The organism is Chelativorans sp. M5D2P16, from assembly GCF_034427935.1.
Classification (GTDB): domain Bacteria; phylum Pseudomonadota; class Alphaproteobacteria; order Rhizobiales; family Rhizobiaceae; genus Chelativorans.
The window spans coordinates 1-19,654 of record NZ_JAXQNM010000037.1 but is presented as its reverse complement, the minus strand read 5'-3'; the positions used below and the strand labels follow the sequence as shown (position 1 = coordinate 19,654).

Annotated in this window: 16 protein-coding genes; 7 read left to right on the top strand and 9 right to left on the bottom strand. The window is 65.9% G+C overall.

What is annotated here, in order from left to right:
• The first annotated feature begins 4 nt into the window (after positions 1 to 4).
• The 3 genes from SIN08_RS17435 (at position 5) to SIN08_RS17425 (ending at position 4,796) form a co-directional block, all read left to right on the top strand.
• Entirely contained in the window at positions 5 to 3,124 is a 3,120-nt protein-coding gene (locus SIN08_RS17435; protein ID WP_322452876.1) for an efflux RND transporter permease subunit, read from the top strand.
• Between the two features lie 214 nt (positions 3,125 to 3,338).
• The gene (locus SIN08_RS17430; RefSeq protein ID WP_322452875.1) at positions 3,339 to 3,821 is read left to right on the top strand and encodes a MaoC family dehydratase; all 483 of its coding nucleotides are present in this window, start codon (positions 3,339 to 3,341) and stop codon (positions 3,819 to 3,821) included.
• A 198-nt stretch (positions 3,822 to 4,019) separates the two neighbouring features.
• A complete protein-coding gene (locus tag SIN08_RS17425) occupies positions 4,020 to 4,796 on the top strand; it encodes an SDR family NAD(P)-dependent oxidoreductase (RefSeq protein ID WP_322452873.1) in 777 nt (258 codons plus the stop codon).
• Positions 4,797 to 4,928: 132 nt separating this feature from the next.
• Here the strand turns inward: SIN08_RS17425 and SIN08_RS17420 are convergent, their stop codons facing one another.
• From SIN08_RS17420 to SIN08_RS17410, 3 genes are all read right to left on the bottom strand, one after another.
• Positions 4,929 to 5,960 carry a DUF2156 domain-containing protein gene (locus tag SIN08_RS17420; protein WP_322452872.1) on the bottom strand — a complete coding sequence of 344 codons (1,032 nt, stop codon included), beginning with the start codon at positions 5,958 to 5,960 and terminating at the stop codon, positions 4,929 to 4,931.
• Between the two features lie 117 nt (positions 5,961 to 6,077).
• Positions 6,078 to 7,601 carry a sensor histidine kinase gene (locus SIN08_RS17415; RefSeq protein WP_322452871.1) on the bottom strand — a complete coding sequence of 508 codons (1,524 nt, stop codon included), beginning with the start codon at positions 7,599 to 7,601 and terminating at the stop codon, positions 6,078 to 6,080.
• A 260-nt stretch (positions 7,602 to 7,861) separates the two neighbouring features.
• Positions 7,862 to 8,152, bottom strand: coding sequence for a hypothetical protein (locus tag SIN08_RS17410; RefSeq protein WP_322452870.1), 291 nt, complete (start codon positions 8,150 to 8,152; stop codon positions 7,862 to 7,864).
• Positions 8,153 to 8,339: 187 nt separating this feature from the next.
• Here SIN08_RS17410 and SIN08_RS17405 point away from each other — a divergent pair, with 187 nt between their 5' ends.
• Complete coding sequence (locus SIN08_RS17405; protein ID WP_322452869.1) at positions 8,340 to 9,098, top strand: SDR family oxidoreductase; 759 nt, start codon at positions 8,340 to 8,342, stop codon at positions 9,096 to 9,098.
• Positions 9,099 to 9,169: 71 nt separating this feature from the next.
• Here the strand turns inward: SIN08_RS17405 and SIN08_RS17400 are convergent, their stop codons facing one another.
• Positions 9,170 to 12,328: an efflux RND transporter permease subunit gene (locus tag SIN08_RS17400; protein ID WP_322452868.1), complete on the bottom strand. Its 3,159-nt coding sequence runs from the start codon at positions 12,326 to 12,328 to the stop codon at positions 9,170 to 9,172.
• On the bottom strand, positions 12,325 to 13,851 hold the full coding sequence (locus SIN08_RS17395) for an efflux RND transporter periplasmic adaptor subunit (protein ID WP_322452867.1): 1,527 nt from the start codon (positions 13,849 to 13,851) through the stop codon (positions 12,325 to 12,327). The genes SIN08_RS17400 and SIN08_RS17395 overlap by 4 nt, the downstream gene beginning before the upstream one ends.
• A 204-nt stretch (positions 13,852 to 14,055) precedes the next feature.
• On the opposite strand from SIN08_RS17395, the gene rpsU reads away from it, so the two are divergent.
• The 3 genes from rpsU (at position 14,056) to SIN08_RS17380 (ending at position 15,848) form a co-directional block, all read left to right on the top strand.
• Complete coding sequence (gene rpsU / locus SIN08_RS17390) at positions 14,056 to 14,283, top strand: 30S ribosomal protein S21 (RefSeq protein ID WP_322452866.1); 228 nt, start codon at positions 14,056 to 14,058, stop codon at positions 14,281 to 14,283.
• A gap of 130 nt (positions 14,284 to 14,413) precedes the next feature.
• Positions 14,414 to 15,268 carry a tetratricopeptide repeat protein gene (locus tag SIN08_RS17385; protein WP_322452865.1) on the top strand — a complete coding sequence of 285 codons (855 nt, stop codon included), beginning with the start codon at positions 14,414 to 14,416 and terminating at the stop codon, positions 15,266 to 15,268.
• 91 nt (positions 15,269 to 15,359) lie between these two features.
• Complete coding sequence (locus SIN08_RS17380; RefSeq protein WP_322452864.1) at positions 15,360 to 15,848, top strand: DUF992 domain-containing protein; 489 nt, start codon at positions 15,360 to 15,362, stop codon at positions 15,846 to 15,848.
• A 151-nt stretch (positions 15,849 to 15,999) separates the two neighbouring features.
• On the opposite strand, the gene SIN08_RS17375 is transcribed toward SIN08_RS17380, so the two are convergent.
• The 4 genes from SIN08_RS17375 to SIN08_RS17360 form a co-directional block, all read right to left on the bottom strand.
• On the bottom strand, positions 16,000 to 16,239 hold the full coding sequence (locus SIN08_RS17375; RefSeq protein WP_322452863.1) for a hypothetical protein: 240 nt from the start codon (positions 16,237 to 16,239) through the stop codon (positions 16,000 to 16,002).
• Positions 16,240 to 16,360: 121 nt separating this feature from the next.
• The gene (locus tag SIN08_RS17370; RefSeq protein WP_322449554.1) at positions 16,361 to 17,758 is read right to left on the bottom strand and encodes an NAD(P)(+) transhydrogenase (Re/Si-specific) subunit beta; all 1,398 of its coding nucleotides are present in this window, start codon (positions 17,756 to 17,758) and stop codon (positions 16,361 to 16,363) included.
• A gap of 1 nt (position 17,759) precedes the next feature.
• Positions 17,760 to 18,176: an NAD(P) transhydrogenase subunit alpha gene (locus SIN08_RS17365; RefSeq protein WP_322449553.1), complete on the bottom strand. Its 417-nt coding sequence runs from the start codon at positions 18,174 to 18,176 to the stop codon at positions 17,760 to 17,762.
• Positions 18,176 to 19,633, bottom strand: a complete 1,458-nt coding sequence (locus SIN08_RS17360; protein ID WP_322449552.1) for a Re/Si-specific NAD(P)(+) transhydrogenase subunit alpha — start codon at positions 19,631 to 19,633, stop codon at positions 18,176 to 18,178. The genes SIN08_RS17365 and SIN08_RS17360 overlap by 1 nt, the downstream gene beginning before the upstream one ends.
• Between the last annotated feature and the right edge of the window lie 21 nt (positions 19,634 to 19,654).

The following is a 19,654-nucleotide window of genomic DNA, read 5'->3' as shown; positions in this document are numbered from 1 at the left end:
GCCGATGACCGCGGGGAACACCGATCAGGCCAGCCGGGGCATCACGGCGCTCTTCATCCGCCGTCCCGTCTTCGCTTTCGTGGTGAACACGCTGATCGCGGTGGCCGGCCTGGCCGCGCTGTTCGGGGTCGAGGTGCGCGAGCTGCCCGATGTCGACCGCCCGGTCATTTCCGTCACCACGCGCTTCGACGGCGCGGCCGCCGAAACCATCGACCGGGAGATCACCGCCGTCATCGAGGGCGCGGTCTCGCGCATCGCCGGCGTTTCCGCCATCTCCTCCTCATCCTCGTTCGGCAGGAGCCGGATAACGATCGAGTTCCGCGAGAGCGTGAACCTGGATACCGCCGCCTCGGACGTGCGCGACGCGGTCGGGCAGATTCAGAGCCAGTTGCCCGACGATGCCGACACGCCGACCATCGTCAAGGCCGACGACGATGCGCAACCTGTCCTGCGCCTGGCGGTCACCTCCGAGACGATGAGCGTGGAGGACATGACCGTCTATGTGGAGGACGAGATCGTCGACAGGTTCGCCGCCGTCCCCGGGGTCGCGAGCGTCCAGGTCTACGGCGATCGGGACAAGATCTTCCGCGTCGACATCGACCAGGCCCGGCTCGCAAGCCTCGGCATGACGGTCGGCGACATCGGCAACGCGCTGTCCAGCGTCGCCTTCGACAGCCCCGCGGGATCCCTGACCAACAACACGCAGGACCTCGTCGTGCGCGCGACGGCTTCGATCACCACGCCGGAGGACCTGGAAGCCATCCAACTGACGCGCAACGTGCGATTGGGCGACGTGGCGACGGTGACGCTCGGGCCCGATATCGGCGAAAGCCGCCTTCGCTCCAACGGCAAGCCCGGCATCGGCCTCGGCATCGTGCGCCAGGCGCAGTCGAACACCCTCGACATCTCGACCGGCGTGCGCGCGGCGGTGGAGGAGTTGAGGCCCATCCTGCCCGAGGGTATAAGCATAGCCGTCACCAGCGACGACGCCACCTTCATCCGCGGCGCCATCCACGAAGTGGAAATCGCCCTCGGCATTTCGGTGACGATCGTGCTGCTCGTCATCTATCTGTTCCTGCGCGATGTGCGGGCGACCATCATTCCGGGCGTGGCGATCCCCGTCGCGCTCATCGGCACGGTCGCGGCCATCTACCTGGCGGGGTTCTCGATCAACATCCTCACCCTGCTGGCGCTGGTCCTGGCAACCGGTCTCGTGGTGGACGACGCCATCGTGGTGCTGGAAAACATCGTCCGGCGGCGCAACCAGGGCATCGGGCCGCGGGCCGCCGCAACCCTCGGCACCGAGGAAGTCTTCTTCGCCGTCATCGCCACCACGGCCACGCTGGTTGCGGTGTTCGTGCCCCTTTCCTTTCTCCCCGGCCAGGCCGGAGGCCTGTTCCGCGAGTTCGGCTTCGTTCTGGCGATCGCCGTGTTCCTGTCCTCGATCGTCGCGCTGTCGCTGTGCCCGATGCTGGCCTCGCGCCTCCTCGCCACCGGTGACGTTGAGGCGGAGGAGAGACGGCCCGGAGTGATCGAACGTTTCGGCGGTGTCCTTGCGCGTCTTTACGAGAGGACGCTGCGCTTCTGCCTCAACGCCCCCGCCGTGGTGCTGCTCGTCTCCGCGCTCTTCGCGGCCACGGCCTACGGGCTGTTCGGCACGGTGAAATCGGAGCTCACGCCGAATGAGGACCGTTCGGTCGCCTTCATGCGCGTTTCCGCTCCGCAGGGCGTCAGCCTCGACTATCTTGCCGGCAAGATGCGGCAGATCGAGGGGTTGATCGAGCCCTTGCGCGAGCGCGGCGAAATCCGCAGCACCTTCTCCATCACCGGACGCGGCAGCACCAACAGCGCCTTCCTCGTCCTGGGCCTAGCCCCATGGGAAGAGCGCGAACGCAGCCAGCAGGAGATCCTGGACGAGGTGAACGTGCTGGCCGCCCGCGTGCCCGGTGTGCGCGCCTTCGCCTTTCAGCCGAACAGCCTGGGCATCCGCGGCTCCGGCAGCGGCCTTCGTTTCGCCGTCGCCGGAAGCAATTACGAAAAGCTGACGGACGTGGCCATGACCATCGTCGCGGAGATGGAGAAGGATCCGCGCTTCGACCGCCCGCGCCTTTCCGAAGACGCCACGCAGCCGCAGCTCAAGATCGATATCGACCGCCAGCGCGCCACCGACCTGGGAATCAGCATCGACGGCATGGGCGAAGCCATCCAGGCGCTGCTCGACGGCAGGCAGGTCGCTTCGATCTTCATCGACGACAAGAGCTTCGACGTGAAGCTTCTCTCGTCCACCAACCCGGTCAACGATCCGACCGACCTCGAGAACATCTTCGTCAGGACCGGCGACGGACGCTTCGTGCCGCTCTCCACCATCACGACGCTGCGCGAGGAGCCGGTGCCGCCTTCGCTCGACCGCGAGTCGCAGATGCGCGTGGTGGAGATCACATCCGGGCTCGGCGACGAATTCGCCCTCGGCGCGGCGCTTGCACGGGCAAAGGAAATCGCCGAGCCCCACCTGCCCCCCGGCGCGCGCATCATCCCGCTGGCCGAGGCGGCGACGCTCGGCGAGACCGGCAACAGCATGCTGACGATCTTCGGCTTTGCCGTGGTCATCATCCTTCTGGTGCTCGCCGCACAGTTCGAAAGCTTCGTCAGCGCACTCATCATCATGGCCACCGTACCGCTCGGGCTCGCCTGCGCGGTTTTCGCCCTGCTTCTGACCGGCACGAGCCTGAACGTCTACAGCCAGATCGGGCTGGTGCTGCTCGTCGGCATCATGGCCAAGAACGGAATCCTGATCGTCGAATTCGCCAACCAGCTGCGCGACCGCGGACTGAAGGTGCGCGAGGCGATCGAGCAGGCCTCGCTCATTCGTCTGCGCCCCGTCGCCATGACGATGATCTGCACCGTGGTCGGCGGCGTGCCGCTGGTGCTGGCGAGTGGCGCAGGGGCCGAGGCGCGCATCGCACTCGGCTGGGTGATCGTCGGCGGGCTGGGCCTCTCGGCGCTCTCCACCCTCTATCTCACTCCCGTCGCCTATCTCCTTCTCGGCCGCTTCATAACGCCGAAGGTGGAGGAGGAGGCCCGCCTCGAACGCGAGCTGAAGCACGCGGCGTCGCAGTCCCGATAGGCACCGGCGCGCGGCACGGCGCCGCACCATACGAACACCGCTCTCAAGCACCCTCATGACATCGCCGGCACAGCACGGTATCTGTGCGCTGGGCGGCAGGCGACCATGCGCGCTCCCCATGCTGATTGACGGCGCGTCACCGGTGCAGCATGGGATTGGTGCCCGTCGGGCGAATCGGCGGGCGCGGTGGCAAATGGAGAGTGATTGGTTAGGGATGGAAACGATAGGGATTGACGAAGCCAAGGCGATGGTGGGCCAGGAGGTGGGCATTTCCAACTGGCGCACGGTGTCGCAGAAGATGATCGACCAGTTCGCCGCCGCGACCGACGACTACCAGTTCATTCACACCGACCCCGAGCGGGCCGCCCGCGAAACGCCCTATGGCGGCACCATCGCCCACGGCTTCCTTTCCTTGTCCCTGCTTTCCACTATGATTTTCGAGGCGGTCCCGCGGCTCGAGGGCGCGCAGATGGGCGTGAATTTCGGCTTTGACCGCGTCCGGTTCCTGAACCCGGTGAAATCGGGCGCTCGTATTCGCGCCCGCTTCGCGCTGGCCGAGATGAAGGTGCGACCGTCGGGCATCGTCGAATCCCATTACGACGTGACGGTGGAAATCGAGAACAGTCCCAAGCCCGCCCTCACCGCGCGATGGCTGACATTGGCCATGCCGGACCGGACAGGGGAAGATGCGGCGTGAGCGCCCACTCCGGCCCGCCGTCGCCTTTCGTGAAAGCATGCTTGACGCCGCAGCCGCAAACCGGGAAAAGGCCGGTGAACCGCTGTCGAGCGCCTTTTCGCCCAACAAATCGATGAGGAAACCGGTCGATGCAATCTGGAGCGGGTGAACGCAATACCGCCACGAGCCTGCCGCGCAACCGGGAAAAAGGGGCGCTGAATGGCGTGCTTTGACGGGCTGACGGTTCTCTTGACGGGAGCAACCGGGGGCTTCGGCCGGCCTCTGGCAAAAAAGCTCGCCGCAGCGGGCGCGCGTCTCGTCCTGTCGGACCTCGACAAGGCGAGCCTCGAAGCTCTCGCGGCTTCGCTGGATGCGGAGACGGCGGTGCTGCCCGGCGACGTGGTCGACGAAAGCCTCTCGGAAGGGCTGGTCAACCTGGCCCGCGAGCGCTTCGGCGGGCTCGACATCGCCATCAACAATGCCGGAATCGCCCAGACCTTCGTGAAGCTCCATCTCATCCCCTCGGAGGAGGCCCGCCGCGTCATCGACGTCGACCTGATGGGTGTCTTCTATGCGATGAAGCACCAGTTGCCGGTGATGGAACGGCAGCACCGCGCCAGCGGACGCAAGGGTGCCATCGTCAACGTCGCATCGGTGGCCGGGCTCGCCGGCGCGCCGCGCCTTGCCGCCTATACCGCTGCAAAGCACGGGGTCATCGGCCTGACGCGCGCTGCCGCCGCCGAATACGCCACCAGGGGCATCCGCATCAACGCCGTGTGCCCCTCCTTTTCGCGCACGGAGATGGTGACGGAAACGCTGAAGATGTCTCCTGTCGCAAGCACCAGGGCAGAGGCCGGCCTGACGCGCGGCGTGCCCATGAAGCGGCTGGCGGAGGTCGACGAGGTGCTGAACGTCATCCTGTTCGCCGCCGACCCGGCCAACAGCTTCATGACCGGCCAGGCACTGGCCGCCGACGGCGGCATCACGGCGGTGTGACGGAAACGCCCTCGATGCAGCGCCCCCGGCCTGGGCGCCGCAGGCGAAGGTGCCTCACCGAGGCGATGTTGAAGATGGTGAAGTTCGACATCGCCGGCCTGGAGGCTGCCCACGAAGGCAGGTGAACCTCGCCTACACGACCCCGCAGGCGCGGATGAGCTTCAAAAGCCGCGGCAGGGACGGAATCTTGTTCATGGCACAGTAGGTCTGGCGGCTTTCGCCGCCGTAGCCTTCCTTGTGCCTGGCCAGCGTCTGGGTGGGATAGACCAGGCGCTGGGCGATCGGATTCGTGTAGATGAAGCGAAAGGCCCGCCGCGTCAGCCAGTCCTTGGTGAACTCCTTGTCTTCAATCCGATGGAAGGGCATGAGCCCGAAATAAAGGCGGGGAACGCCTTCATGCTGGAACGTCTCGATTGCCCGACGCACCAGGAAATAGGCCGACAGGGGGTCGGCATCCGGAAGCCAGCGGCGTGTCGCCGAGAGATAGCCGACAATCCTGCCTTCTTCATAGAGCGGGTCGAAGAATGCGAACGCGACCGGCTTGTCGTCACGATCGAGCAGGAAGAACTTGCGCACGCCCGGCTCGTCATGAAGCACGACGGGGCGCACGAGAAAGGAAAGCTCGCGCCGCTTGGTCGTCCGCGTGCGGCGCCAGCCGAGCGATATGGCTTCCAGCCGGGCAGGATCGAACACACCCAGCGGCATCTCCGCGACGCGGTGCCCGCTTCGGGTGAGCCGGTTTTCGGCGGTGCGGAAACTGCGCTTCCTCGGCCCCGAAAAATCATATCCGTCGAGATCGATCCAGTTCTCCAGGCCCAATTCGTTGACGCTGAAACCGCGCCCGGCGAGGATCGCGGCCATCCCGTGCGAGACCTGCCAGAACGTCACATCCTCCTTCTGCGCCACGAAGGCGTCAACGAGGCGCTCCCATTGCGCGCGCGGCGCCAGCGGATCGGCAAGTGCAAAGGCCGTGCGGCCCACCATCCGATAGGCGATGAAGCCGGTCTCATCGCCAAAGCGCAGCAACCCCGGCTGAAACGCCACGGAATAGGCAAGAGCGAAATGCCCGTAGTGCTCGAGCAGCGAGCGTCTGGCCGACTCGAGGACGAAACCTTCGCCCACTTCCTGATCGCGGCGGGCAAGCGCTGCAGCAAAATAGTTCACGAAAACGCCGATCCGACTGCTGCGCCCCTTACTATGGATGCACACGAACGGACGATTCGGCAAGCCCCACCGCGCACCGCGAACATGGCGGCGCAGGGCCGTCGAAGACGGTGGCGGCTATTGGTCTTCCGGCAGGCACCTTGCTCCGGCCGACAGCGGAATCAGGAATGCGAAGCGATAGCCGCTCGTGGCGGGCGATTCGATCGTCCCGCTCCATTTACGCTCGATGATAAGTTGCATAAGCTTGGAACCGAACCCGGTTCCGTGTCCGTGCGCGTGGCCGGCTGCCGTTTCATCGCGCCATTCCAGCCTGAAGCATTTCTCCCCTTCGGCATCGTCGACCACTGACCAGCGCAGGTCGACCATACCCTCTTCCGAAGCGAGGCAGCCATACTTGACGGCATTTGTGGACAGTTCGTGCAGCACGAGACCGAGATCGAAGCACAACTCCGGCGGCAGCAGCACGTCTTCCCCGTCGAGGCGCACACGCTCGCGAAAGGGCTCCAGCGTTTCTTTCGCCAGGGCCGAAAAGCGCGTCAGCGACCAGCCGCCCTTGGCAATCAGGTAGTTGGCGCGTGAAAGGGAACTCAGCCTGCTGGAGAATATGCGGTGGGCTTCGTCGAGATCGCGGTCGGGAGAAAAGGTCCGATGCGCCAGCGTATCGACGAGTTGCAACAGATTGCCTGCCCGGTGCGCCATTTCGCGCACCAGCAGCAGACGATGATCGACGGCGGCGATCTGCCGTACACTGTTGGCAACGATGTTGGCGAGCGCGGTCAGAAACTCCGTGTCGGCACGGTCGAAACGCCGCAGCTCCCGCGTATGCACCCCGAATATGCCGAAGGGCCTGCCGGCCGCGCCGGCGATCACAGTGCTCATCCCGCTGACCACACCGTGAACATGCAGGTCTTCCGGCCCGCTGAAACGGGTCTCCGTGCGCAGATCGTCCACCACGACCGGACGGTTCTCCAAAAGGGTGAACCCTGCCTGGGAGTCCCGGTCGACGCCGATGGTGCCGCGTCCCACCAGACCTTCGTTCCAGCCCACACCGGCGATCAGCCGCAGTTGGTGGCCCTGGTCTTCGAACTGCAGAATCTCCGACAATGGCACTTCGAGCACCTCGGCGGCGATCCTCACCGCCCTGTCCGTCACGGCCTCAAGGCTCGACTCGCCGATGGCAAAGCTGCCGAATTCCTCAATCGCCTTCTGCTGCCTCAGCCGGCGCTGCAGCTCGTGCTCCGCTTCAACGCGATCCGTGACGTCCAGGCAGATGCCGGTGAGCCAGGTGACACCGTCCTCCGACACCAGTCCGCCGCGGGCCTCGATCCAGCGGAAGGTGCCGTCGGCCTTGGGACGGGTACGGTAGACGACGTTGTAATCGGCGCGATCGGCCACGGCCTCGGAAACCGCCTTCCACACGCGGTCGAAATCTTCGGGATGAAGATCGCGGCGAAAGCTCTCGAGCGTGCCGTCATAGGCGACATTGTCATCCTCGTGCACGGATTCGAGATTGTCGGTCCACAACAGTTCGTCGCCATCAACCCGCCACCGCCAGACCCCCACTCCGCCGTGACGGAGGCCCTGCAAAAGCTCCTTTGCACCGACCAGATAGCTGGCCTGCCTAGCGGCGGGATCGTACATCCGTCGATATCCTGACTAAAAGCGGCGAATACGCCAGCGGGTGTTCTGATCGGCGATCATCGCCTTCAAAAATTCAATAACAGTTCAACGCATATTGCAAGAAAATCTGGTCGACGGCCACCATCGGGAAGCGACCGCCCTCGTCTTGCCGTGCAACGCGTGGGCGCACGCGCAAAGCGGGTGAGCAGCGCTCGGCAAGAACTCGTCTCGGAGGAAATGCCAGGAAGGACAAAAGAGGCCGAAACATGCCCTCGCGGTGGCTATTTCTTCTTTCCCGGCGGCCCAGCATGGGTGCTCGTGGTCGCTGACACGGGGTCGCTGGCCGGAAAGGTGTCCTCCAGGCCTATTTCAAGATTCTCATCTTCCGCGTCGTGCTGCACGGCGCGTTTTCGCTTCTTCGCGAGCTCACCGGGAGCGCCGGTCCTCGTGGCGCGCGTCACCGACACGGGATCGCTGGCGGGGAAGGTCTCTTCCAGGCCTTCTTCCAACTCTTCTTCGCGTTCCTGGGAGTCGGGAGCATCACGGTCATTGCGCTTGTCGGGTCGAGGCATGAGACGGGTTCCTTTTTCACGGCAACGCAGGAGCAAGGTTCCAGGTTCCCGAACCGCTGATTGCAACGGTACTGCCGTTCTGCGCCAGGTCGCGCGGGCCGGTTTTCGGGTGGCCCGCCCCACCCTGCGTCTGCGAGCAAGGCGATGTGCAGGCAAACGGCCGGTGCAATAGCGAAAGGATGCAAAAATGTCTTCACTGGAAAACAAGGTCGCCATCGTCACCGGAGCCAGCTCCGGCATCGGGCGGGCGGCGGCGAAACTCTTTGCCGAAGCCGGCGCACGGCTCATTGTCAGCGCGCGGCGCAAATCCGAGCTGGAGGCTCTGACGGCGGAAATTCGCGCGGCGGGCGGAGAAGCCACCGCACTCGCCGGCGACGTGGCCGACGAAGCGCACGCCGAAGCGCTCGTGGCCCATGCGCGGGAGCACTTCGGCGGCCTCGACATCGCCTTCAACAATGCGGGCATCGTCGGGGCGCTGGCCCCGGTGACGGAGCTGGAGCGCGCGCAATGGGAAGAGACGCTGACGGTAAACCTCACGGCTGCCTTCCTCGCCGCCAAGCACCAGATTCCGGCCATGCTGGAGCGTGGCGGCGGCGCCCTCGTCTTCACCTCCAGCTTCGTCGGGCACACGGTCGGCATGCCGGGGATGAGCGCCTATGCGGCGTCGAAAGCGGGCCTCGTGGGGCTCAGCCAGGTGTTGGCCGCCGAATACGGGCCGAAGGGCATTCGCGTGAACGCCCTCCTGCCGGGCGGCACGGACACGCCGGCCGCCACCTTCAAGACGGCGGAGCAAAGAGCGTTCGTCGAAGGACTGCACGGACTCAAGCGGGTGGCGAAACCGGAGGAGATCGCCCGCGCCGCGCTCTTCCTCGCCTCCGATGCGGCCAGTTTCGTAACCGGATCGGCCATGCTCGCCGATGGCGGCGTGTCGATCAATCGTACCTAAACCTGTGCAGGATAATTTTGGCCTTCGCCCTCATGGTGAGCCTGTCGAACCACGAGGGGCTGCAGCCGTCTTCATTCCGCCGCTTCGGCTTCCCTCCGGCCGGACCAGCGCTGCCGGAGGCGTGCGACCCGCTCGTGCACGCGGTGGCCCAGCAGGAGCATGCAAGGGGTCAGGATCAACGTCAGGAAGGTAGCGAAGGCCAATCCACCGGCCACCGTGGTCGAAAGTTCCGTCCAGTACTGGGTGGACGGCGCGCGATACTTGATCTGGCGATTGAGCAGATCGATATTGAGCGCCAGCACCATCGGCATCAACGCCAGAATGTCGGTGACGGAAGTGAGAAGCACCGGTCGCAGGCGCTGGGCACCGGTGCGAACCGCTGCCTCGCGCATCTCATAGCCCTTGGCGCGCATCTCGTTGTAAGTGTCGATCAGGACGATGTTGTTGTTGACGACGATGCCACCCAGCGCGATCACGCCGATCCCGCCCATGACGACGCCGAAAGGCCGTCCTGTGATCAGGAGCCCGATCATCACGCCGGCGATGGAAAAGACGATCGCGCTCATCACGACCAGCGCCTGGTAGATGCTGTTGAGCTGGGTGACGATCACCAGGAACATGAGCGCGATGGCAGCGAGGAAAGCGCTCAAAAGAAAATTCTGGGCGTCGCGGATTTCCTCCTGCTGTCCAACGAATTCGGCCGTCACGCCCGCCGGAAGACCGGCCTCCTGGATAGCGCTTTGAAGCTCGGCGGTCTTTTCGGCCGGAAGCAGACCTTCCGCGACATCGGCTTCGACCGTCACCACGCGCCGAGAGCCGACGCGATGGATGATGCCCGTGCGCGGCGCGGGCTCTATCGTCACGAAATTGGTGATCGGCGTCTGGCCGCGCTCGGTGGGCACGGTCAGACGCGAAAGACCGTCCAGCGTGCGCTCGCGGGCGGGAAAGCGCACGCGGATGTCGACCGCGTCCTCCACGTCCGGCGGCCGGTATTCGGCAAGCTGCAGCCCCTGGGTGAGAAGCTGCACGGCCTGCCCGAGCATCGTCACATCCGCGCCGAAACGGGCAGCGCTCTCACGGTCGACAAGAAGACGCCATTCGACACCTGGCACCGGCCTGTCATCCGCGACATCGGTGAAGCCGCCCAATTCCTCCATCAAGGCGCGAACCTCTTCCGCCGCCGCTTCCATGGCTTCGCCGTCGCCGCCTGAAAGGCGCAGTTCCACCGGCTTGGCCTGGCCCGGTCCCGCCTCCTGTTCGGCCACGAGAATATCGATCCCGGGAATCTCCGCCGTGCGCGCCCGCACCTCGTCTATGATATCAGCCGCACGTGGCCGCTCGTCCCAGTCAAGAAGGTCGAGTTGCAGGATCCCGATCGTATCGGCAGAGACGTTCTCGGCGCCGGCACCTTCGTCGACCGTGCGCGCATAGATATTTTCCAGCCCCTCCGTGCCGAGCACGGCATCTTCCACCTGGCGCACCAGCGCATCCTTCTCGTGCACGGAAAGATTGTCGCGCGCCTTCACCGTCGCCTGGATGAAACGTGGTTCGATCTGCGGGAAAAACTCGACGCCGCGGCCGAAAAACCCGTAGGCCGTCACGGCCGCAACTAGGAGGAGCGCGGTCGCAAGCAGGATGGTGCCGGGCCAGCGCAACGTCCGCCGCAGGATGCCCACATAGCCCCGGGTGAAGCCGCCCAGATCCTCCAGATCGCCTTCCTCGGCGGCCGCCAGCGATTTCTCCTCCTGCGCGGCACGTGGATTGCGGCGGCCGATCAGTCCACCCAGAACGGGGATGAAAACCAGACCCATGACGAGCGAGGCGGACAGGACGAGGATGACCGTCATGGGGAGAAACTTCATGAACTCGCCGACCACGCCGGTCCAGAACAGAAGCGGGAAGAACACCACCAGCGTCGTCAGCACGGAGGCGAAAATCGGCCAGGACATGCGCTTGGCCGCCGCCCGGTATGCATCGTTGGGCGCCAGACCTCCGGCCGTGCGGCGGTCGGCCAGTTCGGTCGAGACCACCGCCGCATCGATCACCATGCCGAGAACGAGGATGAGGCTGAAAAGGACGATGATGTTGAGCGTGAACCCCATCCACCAGATGATCAGGATGCCGGCGAGGAAGGAGCCGGGAATGGAAAGTCCCACCAGAAGCCCGTTGCGCCAGCCGAGCGCGGCCACGATGACGATCATCACCAGCAGGACCGCCGCCATCACGTTGTTCTGCAGATCGCTCAGCGTCTCGCGCACCTCGGTCGACTGGTCCTGCAGATAGGTGACCGACACGCTCTGCGGGATCATGTCCCGGCCGTCCTCGACGATCGCCTTCACCGCCTCGACCGTCTCGATGATGTTCGCGCCGATGCGCTTCTTGACCTCGAGTGCCACGGCCGGTTGGCCGTTGATACGGGCAAAGCCGCTCGGATCCTCGAAGCCGCGGCGCACGACGGCGACATCGCCCGCCGTGACGACCGCGTCCCCGGAAACCTTCAGCGGGATATTGCGCACGTCGTCGATGTTCTCGATGACGCCGGGCACCTTGAGCGACAGCTTGCCCGCACCTGTGTCGATGGCGCCCGCAGTGACAAGCTGATTGTTGCGCTCGATACCGGCAAGCAGTTGCTCGAAGGGCACGTCGTAGCTTTCGAGCGCCGTCGGATCGATCAATACTTCCAGAACCTGGTCACGGGCACCCCCGATATCCACCTCCAAGACATCGGTGAGCGCTTCGAAGCGGTCCTGGAACTCTTCGGCCAGATCGATCAGCGCGCGTTCCGAGATCGGGCCGGAGAGCATGACCGTGAGAACCGGAAACAGCGCGACGTTGACCTCGCGCACGACCGGCTCTTCCGCACCCTGTGGAAGCTCCGCGCTCGCCCGGTCTACGGCCTGGCGCACGTCCTGCTCGGCCTGATCGGCGTCGAACCCGGCGATGAATTCGAGCGTGACCGCGGCGTAGCCCTGGGCGGCGACGGAAGACATTTCGTCGAGCCCTTCTATGGACTGCAGTTCCGTCTCGAGCGGGCGCAAAAGAAGCCGCACCGCGTCCTCGGGCGAAATGCCCTGCTGGGCAACCGATACGTAGATGACGGGGATGGGAACGTCCGGCGCCGATTCCTTGGGAATGACCGTATAGGCAAAGGCACCCGCGACCAGGATCAGCCCGAAGAGAATGGCCACCACCCGGTTCCGGCTGAAAGCCGCGTCGATGATCGCCCTCATTGCGCGCCGCCTCCGATCGTGTCGCCCGACGGAGATGGCGGTGCATCGCTCGCGGCACCGCTTCCGCTCGCACCTTCGGGACCACCGTCGGTGCCCTGGGGCGAAGACCGCTGCAGTGAAGGCGTCGGTATGACCGGTGAACTCGGCTCGACCGAAGGCGCCCGGGGCATGATGCCCGTTTGCGAAGTTCCCGCATCGGGCATCGCCGTCGATCTCGGCGCCGGCTGTTCCAAGCCCTCCGTGCTCCCGCTTCTAGAGCCCGGCTGCGCCTCCTGCACCTCCGCCGCGCCACGGGAACCGGACTGCACTGCGCCGGTTAGCATCGAATTCGCCGCCGTGCCCCGGCACAGCTCTTCCGCCGGCGGTGGATCGGCGAGCGCCTCCGCGCCTTCGAATTCCGGAGATTCGACAGTGGCCGTCGGCAGTCGCGCGCCGCCGGCCGCCCCGCGCGCGGCGGTTTCCGCCCCGCCATCCCCCTCGCGGATGCGTACGCTCTCCCCTTCACGCACGAACCCTTGCCCGATGGTGATCAGGCGCAGCCGTTGCGGAAGGCCGCCGACCCAGATGCCGTCGCCCTGCGCGCGCACGATCTCGACCGGATAAAAGCGCACCCGGCCGTCTTCGTTGACCGCCTTCACGCCGAGATCACCCGCATCGCTCAGCGCCAGAATGGCCGGGGAGATGAAATGGGCAGCGGCCTGCCCGGTCTGGAACCGCACCTCCGTGCTGACGACGGAGGGGATCCGTCGCTCGGCATTGGGCACGCGTATTTCGACGCGGAAGGTGCGGGTCTGCGGGTCGGCCGCCGGCGCCACGAAGCACACCCGGCCCTTGGCGAGATCGCCGGTGGCGAAGCTCACCACGGCCGCACGGCCGACATCGACGCTGCCGATGTCGCGCTGCGAAATGTGGAGCGCGACGCGCAGGGGAGCGTTGTCGACGATGCGCGCGATCGAGGTTCCGACCGGCGCGGCCTCGCCGCTGTTGACGAAGACGTCGCTGACGATGCCGGAGATCGGCGCCTCGATGGTGGTATCGCGTATCTCCTCGCGCACACGCTCGAGCTCGGCGCGGGCTTCTTCGAGCTGCGAGCGCAGTTCGCGTACGCGCGCCGGTGTTGCAAAACCCTGCGCCTCGAGTTCCAACAGCGCCTCGAGATCCGCCTCGAGGCTTTCCACTCGCGCCTCGGTGCTGACGAGACGGCTCTGGCGCGCATCCAGCCGCACCCGCGCCAGCACCGTGCCCGCCTCGACGGTGTCGCCCTGCTGTGCCTCCACCGCGGCGAGCGTGCCGCCGACCGTGGAGATGACCTCCGTCGTGCGATAGGGCTCGGCCACGCCCTGGGCGTAGATGTATTGGGGAACTTCTTCGGCCGTCGACGGGCGGACCGCCACCAGGGTGGGCTGCGGCGCCGGGGTCTCCGTCGCCTCGTCCTGCCCGCGGCCGTCGATCAAGAGCCCGCTTGCAAGCCATGCCGCAACGGCGACGAAAATGCCGATGGCTATCCAGATGGACGTCCTCAAGAAGACCCTTTCGGCGCGTTCTCCGCTGCGAGGCCTAACCGAAAAGCCGGAGTACTGTTCCCCTTTTTCGGGCTCGACAAAAGCCCGGGACTTTGCTATCTGCGATTAGCCTGCGGTGGAATCCTGCCGCGGGATGGTGGTGTTGAACCCGCTCGAGCTGGGGTCGGACCACCGGATATCAACGCTTCGACAGGAAACGAGAGAGTGCAGGTACTCGTCCGCGACAACAATGTTGATCAGGCGCTTCGCGCGCTCAAGAAAAAGATGCAGCGCGAAGGCATCTTCCGCGAGATGAAGATGCGCGGGCATTACGAGAAGCCTTCCGAAAAGCGCGCCCGCGAAAAGGCCGAGGCGGTCCGCCGCGCGCGCAAGCTGGCGCGCAAGCGCGCCCAGCGGGAAGGCATCATCGGCGGACGGGCCGCGGCGCGCTGAACGCCCAGATTTCGTCTCTTTCCGCGGTTTTGGTGCGCAAGGTGGCGCGACGAGTCTCATCGCCGCCACCTTTTTTATTGAACGGCTTTGGCCCGGGGGCGGGGGACAACAGGGAAAGACAGGAACTGCGATGTCTGATGCGATGACCGCCGCGAACCGGTATTTCCGTGCCGGGCGAACCGCCCTCGCCCTGACGGCGATGCTGTCGCTGGCCGCCTGCAGCACCACCGAACCGTTGAGCAGCCTGGCACCGATCGATGCCGCGCAGGGCTCGGAGGAGAACATCGCCTCGCTCACGGCGGTGATCGAGCGCACGCCCAACGATCCGGAAGGCTATAACATCCGTGGCAGCGCCTACGGCCGGGCCGGCCAGTACCGCGAGGCCTTGCGGGACTTCGATCAGGCGATCGCGCTCGACCCGCGTTCCTTCCGTGCCTATGCAAACCGGGCGCTCATCCACCGCTATATGGGCGACCAGCAGAAAGCGCTGGCCGACTACAACAAGGCCATCGAACTCAATCCCCGCTACGACGCCGCCTATATCGGCCGCGGCGAGATCTACCGCCTGGCCGGCCGCACGAGCGATGCCTTTAGCGATTTCGAGCAGGCGATCCAGCTCGATACCACCGACCCGCGCGCCTACTACCGGCGTGGGCTGCTTTACCAGGCGAGCAACCAGCACCAGTTCGCCATCGAGGACTTCGCCTCCGCCATCTCGCTGGCGCCCAGCCAGCCTTATGCCTATAACGGGCGTGGGCTGTCCTATCTCGCCATCGGCGACGAGGAAAACGCCTTTAGCGATTTCAACACCGCGATACGCCTCAACGAAGACCTGGCCGAGAGTTGGGCCAACCAGGCGCTTGTCTATGAAGGGCGCGGCGAGAACGACCGTGCGGCGCGCTCCTACGCCCGCGCGCTGCAGCTCGACCCCGAGTACGCACCGGCCCGCGAGGGACTCGCGCGCACCAAAGGCTCGAGCGTCTGATCACCCTGCGGCCCGCGGCCTCTCGAAGGCCGTTTGGAACGAACACCGCCTCCTTCCGTTTGCCCGGCAGGAAAAACGGGAGTTCTCGATCATGCGCAAAGGCACAGTTCTCATGGCCGCCGCGGCGTTTACAGCCGCCACCTCCGCCCTCCCCGCCGCCGCACAGGAGCGCACGGAAGTGGGCTTCCTCGATTGTATCATCGAAGGCGGGATGGAACTGGCGGTCATCTCCTCGAAGGAGTTTTCCTGCACCTTCCAGCCGGCCGACGACACACGCCCGCCGGAAAGCTATGTCGGCGTGGTCAACCGCTTCGGGCTCGAGATCGGAGCGACGAGCGAACGCGTGATGCGGTGGCTCGTACTGGCCCCGACGACGGCGGAACCGAACGCCCCCGGCGCGCTGGAAGGCAATTATGTCGGCCCCAGCGCGGAAGTGACCGCCGGGGTCGGCGGCGGCGCCAACATCCTGGTAAGCGAGGGTGACCGCAACCTGGTCCTCCAGCCGGTCAGCCTGCAGGCCCAGACAGGTCTCAATATCGCCGTCGGCGTCAGTGCCTTTCAGCTGCGCTCGGCCCCGTAAGCTTGATGAAGACAGGTCGGCCGGAATCCGGAGCAAAGCGGGAATGTCAGTGCCGGGCAGCAGCATTACGGTGCGGCCCAGGCTCCCGCGCCGACACCCCCTGAAAATCGGAATTGCTTTCGCACCACGCTGTAGCCGGGCGTGACAGGCTCTAAAAAGCCGCGCCCCACAACAGAAGCAGGAGGCCCAGAACGAACAGGAGCGCGCCCAGCCAGTTGCGCCCGAAGCCGAGGAAGCGCAGCCCCTGCCTGGGAGGCTCCAGCGTCGTATCGTCGGTGCCATGCTGCGATCGCGGCGGATCGCTCAGCCGCCGGCTCCAGAGAGTCACATAGGCCATGTGGATGAGGCCCAGGATGACCAGCAGTGCCCCGAGCCAGATGAGAGCAACCATGTCCCTGGTCTCCGTTCGCACGGTCCGTCGTTCCGGGATATCTAGGGCGGTCGGCTCTCGGGGACCACCAACGAAAAAGCCCGGCGCGAGGGCCGGGCTTCGGATTGCTTGAAACGAGCACCTACTGTTCGAGTGCCTTGACGATGTCCTCGGTCATTTTCTTTGCGTCGCCGAGCAGCATCATGGTTCCGTCCTTGTAGAACAGGGTGTTGTCGATGCCGGCGTAGCCGGAGCCGAGGGAGCGCTTGACGAACAGGCAGGTGCGGGCCTTGTCGACGTCGAGGATCGGCATGCCGTAGATGGGCGAGGCCTTGTCGTCGCGGGCGGCCGGGTTGGTGACGTCGTTGGCGCCGATCACGTAGGCGATGTCGGCCTGGGTGAACTCGGCGTTGATGTCTTCGAGCTCGAACACCTCGTCGTAAGGAACCTGGGCCTCGGCCAGAAGCACGTTCATGTGCCCGGGCATGCGGCCGGCGACCGGATGGATGGCGTATTTCACCTCGACGCCCGCCGCCTTCAGCTTGTCGGCCATTTCTCTCAGCGCATGCTGGGCCTGGGCCACCGCCATGCCGTAGCCCGGCACGATGATCACCTTCTGGGCATTCTGCATCAGATAGGCCGCATCGTCCGCCGAGCCCTGCTTGACCGTGCGCTCGATGCCGTCGTCCGCCGCGGCGGAAGTCTCGCCGCCGAAGCCGCCGAGGATGACGGAGATGAAGGAGCGGTTCATGCCCTTGCACATGATGTAGGACAGGATCGCGCCCGACGAGCCGACCAGCGCCCCGGTGATGATCAGCGCCAGATTGCCGAGCGTGAAGCCGATGCCGGCCGCCGCCCAGCCCGAATAGGAGTTGAGCATCGAGACCACCACCGGCATGTCGGCGCCGCCGATCGGGATGATCATCAGGACACCCAAGGCCAGCGACAGCAGGACGATCAGCCAGAACACCGTCGTGCTCTGGGTCGTCACCAGCAGGGCGATCAGCACGATCAGCGCGAGGCCGAGCCCGGCATTGACCACATGGCGGGCCGGCAGGAGGATCGGCTTGCCCGACATGCGCCCGTCGAGCTTCAGAAAGGCGATGATGGAGCCGGTGAAGGTGATGGCGCCGATCGCCACGCCGAGCGACATCTCGACCAGCGCCTGGGCGTGGATGGCGCCCAGCGTGCCGATGCCGAAGCTTTCCGGGGAATAGAGCGCGGCCGCCGCCACCATGACGGCGGCAAGGCCGACGAGCGAGTGGAAGGCGGCGACGAGCTGCGGCATCTTGGTCATCTGGATGCGCCGGGCGATCACCGCGCCGGCGCCGCCGCCGGCGGCCAGCCCGAGGACGATCAGCCCCAGCCCGCCGGCAGACGGCGTGGCGATGGCGAGCGTCGTCAGGATGGCGATCCCCATGCCCGCCATGCCGAAATAATTGCCCTGCCGGCTGGTCGTCGGGTGCGACAGGCCCCTGAGCGCCAGGATGAACAGGATGCCGGAAACGAGATAGAGGAAGGAAGCAAGCTCGGCGTTCACGTCACTTGTCCTTCTTCTTGTACATGGAAAGCATGCGGCTGGTCACCAGGAAGCCGCCGAAGATGTTGACCGAGGCGAGCACCAGGGCAACGAAGCCGAAGCCGGTCGCCAGCCCCGAGGCCGAGATGCCGACGGCCAGCAGCGCGCCGACGACGATCACCGAGGAGATGGCGTTGGTGACGCTCATCAAAGGCGTGTGCAGGGCCGGCGTGACCGACCACACCACGTAGTAGCCGACGAAGATCGCCAGAACGAAGATGGCGAAGCGGAAGACAAAGGGGTCGACCGCCCCGCCGGTGGCGCCGTGCGCCAGGGCGCCGGCGGCATCGGCCGCCTCGAAGTTCTCGACGGCGGCGCGCACGCCCGCCGTGGCGCGCTCGAGCTGCTCGAGCGCCCGTTCGACTGCGGTGGGTTCCATCAGTTCTCTCCCCCCGTTGTGTTCGTGCTGCCGGCCGTCCCGGCGGGTGCGGCGGCGCCGGCCGCGGTCTGCTTCGGCTTGGCGGCGTCCGACTTGGCCGCGTCCGACTTGGCCGCGTCCGACTTGGTGGCGTCCGACTTGGCCGCGCCAGATCCGGATGCCCCCGTCTTGGCGGCACCCGACTTGGCCGTAGTGGTCTTGGCCGTGCCGGTCTTGGCGCCCGTGCTCCTGGCCGTGCCGGTCCTGGCTGCGCCTCTCTTGGATGCGCTTCTCTGGGCGCCCGCCGGCTTCTTCGCCGCGCCGCCCTTCGCCCCGCCGGCCGCCGGGGCCGCCTCGGCAAGGTTCGGATGCACCACCTTGCCCGCATGGGTCAGAAGCGTCGCCTTGACCAGCTCGTCGTCGAAGTCGATGGCAAGCGCCCCCTTCTCCTTGTCGACCAGCGTCTCCAGGAAGGCATAGAGGTTGCGCGCATAAAGAAGCGAGGCCGAGGCCGCCACCCGGCCCGGCACGTTCAGATGGCCGAGGATCTTCACCCCGCCCGCCGTCGTCACCACCTCGCCGGGCTTGGCGCCCTCCACATTGCCGCCGCGCTCGACCGCCAGATCGACGATCACCGAGCCAGCCCGCATGGACTTGACCATCTCGGCCGATACCAGCTTCGGCGCCGGCCGGCCGGGGATCAGCGCCGTGGTGATCACGATGTCCTGCTTGGCGATGTGCCCGGAAACGAGCTCTCCTTGAGCCTTTTTCTCCTCGTCCGTCAATTCGCGCGCATAGCCGCCCTCGCCGGAGGCGTCCTTCAAGGCCTCGGTCATGACGAACTTGGCCCCGAGCGAGGCGACCTGCTCGCCCGCCGCCGCCCGCACGTCGGTCGCCGAGACCACCGCGCCCAGACGCCGCGCCGTGGCGATCGCCTGCAGGCCGGCCACGCCGGCGCCCATCACGAACACCTTCGCCGCCGGCACCGTGCCCGCCGCCGTCATCATCATCGGCAGCGCCCGGTCATATTCCGCCGCCGCATCGATCACCGCCCGGTAGCCGGCAAGGTTCGCCTGCGAGGACAAGACGTCCATCGACTGCGCCCGCGTGATGCGCGGCATGAACTCCATGGCGAACGCCGTCAGCCCGGCCTTCGCCAGCGCCGCAACCTCGCCCTCGTGGCCGTAAGGGTCCATGGCGGCGATCACCACCGCGCCTTTTTTATAGCCCTTGACCTCGGCCGCCTCCGGCCGCCGCACCTTCAAGACCACGTCGGCCTTGCCGGCATCGGAAGCCGCGCCAACCTTCGCCCCGGCCTTCTCGTACTCGGCATCGGAAATGCGCGAGGCAACCCCCGCACCCTTCTCGACCACAACCGAAAAGCCAAGACCGACAAGCCGCTTCACCGTGTCCGGCGAAGCCGAAACACGTCCCTCGCCAGCAGCCCGCTCTCGACCAACAAATATCGTCTGTCCCACCGTCTGTTCCTTGTCGTTGGA

What these genes read in the sequence shown, in the direction of transcription:
- SIN08_RS17380 (WP_322452864.1), top strand. Translation starts at nt 15,360, where the DNA reads ATGCGCAAAGGCACAGTTCTCATGGCCGCCGCGGCGTTTACAGCCGCC.
- SIN08_RS17435 (WP_322452876.1), top strand. Translation starts at nt 5, where the DNA reads ATGACCGCGGGGAACACCGATCAGGCCAGCCGGGGCATCACGGCGCTC.
- SIN08_RS17375 (WP_322452863.1), bottom strand. Translation starts at nt 16,239, where the DNA reads ATGGTTGCTCTCATCTGGCTCGGGGCACTGCTGGTCATCCTGGGCCTC.
- SIN08_RS17405 (WP_322452869.1), top strand. Translation starts at nt 8,340, where the DNA reads ATGTCTTCACTGGAAAACAAGGTCGCCATCGTCACCGGAGCCAGCTCC.
- SIN08_RS17430 (WP_322452875.1), top strand. Translation starts at nt 3,339, where the DNA reads ATGGAAACGATAGGGATTGACGAAGCCAAGGCGATGGTGGGCCAGGAG.
- SIN08_RS17425 (WP_322452873.1), top strand. Translation starts at nt 4,020, where the DNA reads ATGGCGTGCTTTGACGGGCTGACGGTTCTCTTGACGGGAGCAACCGGG.
- SIN08_RS17410 (WP_322452870.1), bottom strand. Translation starts at nt 8,152, where the DNA reads ATGCCTCGACCCGACAAGCGCAATGACCGTGATGCTCCCGACTCCCAG.
- SIN08_RS17415 (WP_322452871.1), bottom strand. Translation starts at nt 7,601, where the DNA reads ATGTACGATCCCGCCGCTAGGCAGGCCAGCTATCTGGTCGGTGCAAAG.
- SIN08_RS17365 (WP_322449553.1), bottom strand. Translation starts at nt 18,176, where the DNA reads ATGGAACCCACCGCAGTCGAACGGGCGCTCGAGCAGCTCGAGCGCGCC.
- SIN08_RS17400 (WP_322452868.1), bottom strand. Translation starts at nt 12,328, where the DNA reads ATGAGGGCGATCATCGACGCGGCTTTCAGCCGGAACCGGGTGGTGGCC.
- SIN08_RS17385 (WP_322452865.1), top strand. Translation starts at nt 14,414, where the DNA reads ATGTCTGATGCGATGACCGCCGCGAACCGGTATTTCCGTGCCGGGCGA.